The organism is Psychrobacillus sp. (assembly GCF_056205495.1).
This window is the reverse complement of the sequence record NZ_JBAEAP010000557.1, coordinates 1-4,718: the sequence shown is the minus strand read 5'-3', so window position 1 is coordinate 4,718 and position 4,718 is coordinate 1. Positions and strand designations below refer to the sequence as shown.

Annotated in this window: 5 protein-coding genes and 1 pseudogene; 5 read left to right on the top strand and 1 reads right to left on the bottom strand. The window is 36.5% G+C overall.

Going from position 1 to position 4,718, the window contains the following annotated elements; translation table 11 throughout:
- From AC06OU_RS15745 to AC06OU_RS15730, 4 genes and pseudogenes are all read left to right on the top strand, one after another.
- Positions 1–200 (top strand): annotated as a pseudogene (locus AC06OU_RS15745) (hypothetical protein); the annotation flags it as partial.
- A gap of 134 nt (positions 201–334) precedes the next feature.
- Positions 335–733 (top strand): hypothetical protein, encoded by a 399-nt coding sequence (locus AC06OU_RS15740; protein WP_475857037.1) that lies wholly within the window; start codon positions 335–337, stop codon positions 731–733.
- A 205-nt stretch (positions 734–938) separates the two neighbouring features.
- The gene (locus tag AC06OU_RS15735; RefSeq protein WP_475857035.1) at positions 939–1,460 is read left to right on the top strand and encodes a hypothetical protein; all 522 of its coding nucleotides are present in this window, start codon (positions 939–941) and stop codon (positions 1,458–1,460) included.
- A 267-nt stretch (positions 1,461–1,727) separates the two neighbouring features.
- Positions 1,728–2,981 (top strand): Y-family DNA polymerase, encoded by a 1,254-nt coding sequence (locus AC06OU_RS15730; protein WP_475857034.1) that lies wholly within the window; start codon positions 1,728–1,730, stop codon positions 2,979–2,981.
- A gap of 60 nt (positions 2,982–3,041) precedes the next feature.
- Here AC06OU_RS15730 and AC06OU_RS15725 read toward each other — a convergent pair whose 3' ends face one another.
- On the bottom strand, positions 3,042–3,545 hold the full coding sequence (locus AC06OU_RS15725; RefSeq protein WP_475857033.1) for a DUF1062 domain-containing protein: 504 nt from the start codon (positions 3,543–3,545) through the stop codon (positions 3,042–3,044).
- A gap of 468 nt (positions 3,546–4,013) precedes the next feature.
- Here AC06OU_RS15725 and AC06OU_RS15720 point away from each other — a divergent pair.
- Positions 4,014–4,718 (top strand): MFS transporter (locus AC06OU_RS15720; RefSeq protein ID WP_475857032.1); only part of this gene is annotated, 705 nt, incomplete at its 3' end.

Genomic DNA, 4,718 nt, shown 5'->3' with positions numbered 1-4,718 from the left:
TAATATTCATTGGAACCGATTCATTGATCCCCTTCATCTCGGATGCTATTGACTATCGTCCAAAGGATTTTCAAGGAGGATTGATGTATTCAGTTGGGTTAATTGAAGGAACTGAATATGGCTTTGGATTATATAACGATAAAGAAAATGAAGCAACGATAAAACTTTTTTATTCTGACCTTTTTAGATTGATAGAGTAAAATAGGTAAAGTTAAAGGGAATTTCCTTCTTCCGCTAGGTAATGAAAGCTTCTCTTTTTTGATTGAACTAAAACAACTGGTTAGTTTAATAAATTCGAAATGTATCTATTTCAAATTCAAAAGAGGGGAAGAGAGTGAATAAAACAGATCTTGAAATGATAAATAGAAATAGAAAAAAGATATTTACATTTACCTTTGGGATGGTTTTAATTGGAGGTTTATTCTTTCCGATAAGATTAACTCAATATATTCCATTATCGATAGGAATGCTAATTTTCTATTTTTTTGTTGCTTATATGTTATTTGGACTATATGAAAGACGTCCACTAGTGATGATTTTCAGTGTATTTATATTTAACTCGATTGGACTGTTATGGCTTGTTATTTTAGAATGGGGAGAGGACTCGATGATTAGGGATTTGACTATCTTTAATGTGGCGGTTCATCTCATTTTGATTCCACTTTACATTACTGGAATCTATCTTGTGTTACGACGATTGAATGGTAAAAATCAAAATAAAGTGCATGTCTAAAATAAATCTAGAGTTTTTTTCTTTAATTAACGGGTGCTTTAGCAAAATATGGCCATCATTTTGATCTGCCCGTAAATGTTAGACACCAACTAACATTTACGGGGCAGATCACTTGGGTGGTCTCTTTTTACGTCCAAAACATCAATTAGATATCGGCGATATGATGTGAAATGTTACACTTAAACTAACGTAGGGGGGATAAAGGGTGGAAATCTCACTTATAAACATAAGCGAGGACTATGAAGAAGAAGTGAATTTCGGTATTAAAGCAAAGGAAATACCTATAAGTATTTTCGAAATAAAGTGTGAGGACATTGAGCAGTACCATATCATTTTTAGAGGTGTCATATCCATTCTCGCCAATTATTCAACTAGGCTAATTACAATCATATCGGAAACTGTTCCATTGAAAATCCCCTTTCATTATAAACAGACTTTTTTAAAAGGGAAAAAGATGATTCAAACTGATTTCATAGATTCCTCAGCAAGTGATTTTCTTGAAAACTATTTTTCTGAAAGTGAGTATCGAAATTCTAATGATTTTCTTTGCATAGGTGAAGTCCAATCATGGGAAGTAAAACCTAGACCTGAATTTACACCACTATCTTTTATTGGTTTAAAAGGTTTGTTTGCCTTTTCTGAAGACCTTAAAATAATCCAGTGTGTAGTTTTTGAAGTAGGCTTTCAAACTGAATTTTTAGCGGAATTGAAAGATATTATGTCCTAATCCTTATTCAACTAACCGGTAGCTTTAGTAAAAAATAATAATAATAAAGTAAAATGGGCCAGGAGAAAATCTCCTAGCTCATTTATTATGTATATTTAAAATCAACCTTTCCCTTTAACATAGCCTAAATTTAAAATGGCCATCCCAACAAAGGTCAGCCAGTTCGATGCACCACCTCCTCCAATGGTCTACATTACCATTGAATAAGAACGTATGTTTGTAATATACTAAAAGGAACAAATGTTTCTTTTGGGAGGAGAAGCTTTTATGTATGAGGGCTTAGAAGATCGAAGCATTATTTGTATAGACATCCGCAGCTTTTTTGCAAGCTGTGCTGCGGCAGAGGCGGGGCTTGATGTGATGAATACGCCTATTGCGGTTATTGGAAACTTGGAGCAGAAGGGAAGTATTGTGCTTGCTGCGTCACCTCCGATGAAAAAAAGGTTTGGTGTTAAAACAGGGTCTAGATTATTTGAAATACCAGACGATCCTTCCATCCATCTGCTAGAGCCAAAAATGGAGTTTTTTGTTCGGGTTTCTATGGAAATAACACGTTATTTAAATCAGTTTGTCCCAAGTGAATCTATTCATGTGTATAGCGTGGATGAATGCTTTGCTGATTTAGGAGGAACCGAAAAGCTTTGGGGACCAATTGAGCGTACAGTCAAACGTATTCAGGATGGTCTGCATTATCAGTTCCAGCTTCCATGTGCAGTGGGATTGGGACCGAATATGCTTGTGGCAAAGCTTGCACTTGATTTGGAGGCAAAAAAAACTGGCTTTGCCAAATGGACGTATAAAGACATCCCTAAAAAGCTGTGGCCTGTTTCCCCGTTAAGTGAAATGTGGGGAATTGGATCACGATTGGAAAAAACGTTAAATAATATGGGGATTTTCAATGTAGGGCAGCTCGCAAACACTTCCTTGGATCTACTCGAGGAAAAATTTGGGGTGATGGGAAATCAGCTGTACCACCATGCCTGGGGGATAGATCTCTCGGAACTGGGAGCACCCATTGTAGATGGTCAGATAAGCTATGGAAAGGGTCAAGTATTGTTTCGCGACTATCGAACGAAAAAAGAAGTAATGGCAGTCATACTGGAAATGTGTGAGGACGTGGCAAGGCGAGCAAGAGAAGCTAATATGGTTGGGCGTACTGTCCATCTATCGGTCGGTTATAGCAAGGAAGTTTTGGGTGGTGGATTCAATCGTTCACGCTCTATAGATGAACCAACGAATGCGACCATGAAAATCTATAAAATATGCGAGCAGATTTTTGATGACTTTTACGACCGCAGTCCGGTAAGGAAACTATCCATTTCGATTACCAATCTAGAGCCAGAGAACTCGATGCAGCTAAGCCTTTTTGAGGAAGGGAAGTGGAAGGAACGAAAGCTTGGGAAAACGATGGATTATCTTCGGAACAAGTATGGTTCAACCGCTGTTTTACGTGCAGTTTCCTATACGGAAGCTGGCACTGCTGTTAAACGAGCGGGTCTACTTGGAGGACATAAGAAATAAAAAAGGGAGGACTTGGACGTTGGTCACAAGCCTCCTTTTTTACATACTAGAACCACTATTTTAGTCTAGCTTAATCATAATAGTGTCATGAAGCATTACTTTCATACTTGGCTTAATGCATTGGTCATTTATCAAAATAGAACCGCTTTTTATTTTATCAACGACAGTAGTCCTACTCCAATCAGGTATTTGTTGAGAAAGAAGAGAGTCAATACGATACACCCCTTCTATAGACTTAATCATTATATGAACTTCCGATACTCGATTTTCTAGATAAAGATGAACGGGTATTTCTGTCAAAATGCTTTTTTGATGTATAGGCTCTCGTCCATAAACCCTCTCATGCTTACGAAAGGCTTTATAAATGTCTAGCTTTTTATTCCATGTATGGTTTTTTTCACATTTGTAAATAGCAAAACGGTATATATGCTTCCCATTAGAATTATGTCTTCGTATGTTAGTGTCGGTAAACGTAGAGTTTCTCCCACACATTTTGCAATGCTTTATCTCTGAACGAACTGTTTGCTTCTTTAGAATTTCCCAATCATGACGTATAACGGTCATTTCCTTCACCTCATAATAAGATAAAGGAACAATTGCATCCGTTTGGACATTGGTAGAATCGTTATTAATTTGTACAACAAAAAAGAGACCCCAAAAGGATCCCTAAAAGCATACGAAACTACTGGTGTGCTCTTGTTCCTTTGTAATGGTAGATGGGCAGACTAATCCCTTGATTAAAATAATTAGGAAAAGTGCTATCCAATTTAGTTGATCCATTACAAAGTAAGTGTTGGCATAAGAGTTTTGTATCCTTTCTCCAAACAGATTTAATCGTATTGTAGCATAAATTTTATTTTTTAGAATAGTTAAATTAATTGACTCTGTTAAAGGCTAGAGTTGTTTTTTCGTGAAGCGATTTAGTTTGTGAGATGTTACACTTAAGCTAACGCAGCAGTTTGATTGAACAAGAGGTCCTTTTTATAGCTTTAAAGAATATACATGTAACAATAATTATAAATGGGGGATGTAATGGAGTTTAGTGGGAAGGTAGGTTTAAGTGTTGGTTGGATAACATTGTTTTTAATGGGTATTGACTTATTTGTAGTATCTCCTTTACTACCGTTCATTTCGGAAGCCTATAATGTTAGTTCAGCGATGACTGGATGGATGGTAACAGTTTTTGCAGTCACATATGCTTTTTCCGCTCCTTTCTTTGGATGGCTTTCAGATAAAAATGGACGGAGACCATTAATTACATTTGGCTTATTGTTGTTCGTCATTTCTAACATACTAACTGCTTTTGCTCCTTCATTTTTTTGGTTAATTGTTAGCCGTATTTTAGCTGGTTTATCCGTTGCTTCAATTACTCCTTTGATTTACGCAATCATTGGAGATACTGCACCACCAAATCGGACAGGGACATGGCTTTCAATTGTTGTTTCAGGACACTTAACAGCTCTTTGGGCAGGAGCTCCATTCGGTATGTTATTAGAGCATTTTCTCGGTTGGCGTTCAGTATTTGTTATAATGGCTGTTATAGGAGCTATATTGGCAGTAGTAAATTTCAACACCTGGAAATATGTTCCTAGAATATATTTAACAAGGAATCTATTAGAAGGAAATTTGCTAAGAATACTTGGTTCGGTAAGTGTTACAACCTTTTGGGCAATTTCAATGTATGCTCTTTATGTTTACTTAGGAGCTTCTCTTTATTCTGAAAATAGATTCTCATCA

What these genes read in the sequence shown, in the direction of transcription:
- AC06OU_RS15730 (WP_475857034.1), top strand. Translation starts at nt 1,728, where the DNA reads ATGTATGAGGGCTTAGAAGATCGAAGCATTATTTGTATAGACATCCGC.
- AC06OU_RS15725 (WP_475857033.1), bottom strand. Translation starts at nt 3,545, where the DNA reads ATGACCGTTATACGTCATGATTGGGAAATTCTAAAGAAGCAAACAGTT.